The organism is Brevibacterium sp. SIMBA_078 (assembly GCF_046534565.1).
Taxonomy (GTDB): domain Bacteria; phylum Actinomycetota; class Actinomycetes; order Actinomycetales; family Brevibacteriaceae; genus Brevibacterium.
In genome coordinates this window covers 1-276 of sequence record NZ_JAWRYQ010000176.1, presented here as the reverse complement: position 1 = coordinate 276, position 276 = coordinate 1, and the positions used below count along the sequence as shown (strand labels likewise).

1 protein-coding gene is annotated in these 276 nt (G+C 60.1%); it reads left to right on the top strand.

Translation table 11 applies throughout. The annotated features are described in order from the left end of the window. Positions 1 to 48: 48 nt before the first annotated feature. Positions 49 to 276, top strand: a 228-nt coding sequence (locus tag SB749_RS19335) for a LysR family transcriptional regulator (RefSeq protein WP_410711732.1), incomplete at its 3' end; no start/stop codon positions are given.

Below are 276 nucleotides of genomic sequence, written 5' to 3'. Positions count from 1 at the left end.
CTGGGTATCTTCGCCGCAGGCGTGGCAACGAGAAAGTAGTGAGCCACCATGCGACGGCGGCATTTGAAAAATGCGCAACCGGGTCGATCGCCCCAATTAGTTGGCGGCCGCATTCCCATGGCGTCGCTAATCCAGACAATCGCCGTCGCCGAACACCTGAGTTTTCAGCGTGCCCCACGGGCGCGTGGCATCAGCCAGTCCAGTGTCCGCGCAGGGATCAAGGCGCTGGAAGAAGACCTCGGCATCCTCGTGTTCGAAGCAACACAAGAGTCGTTC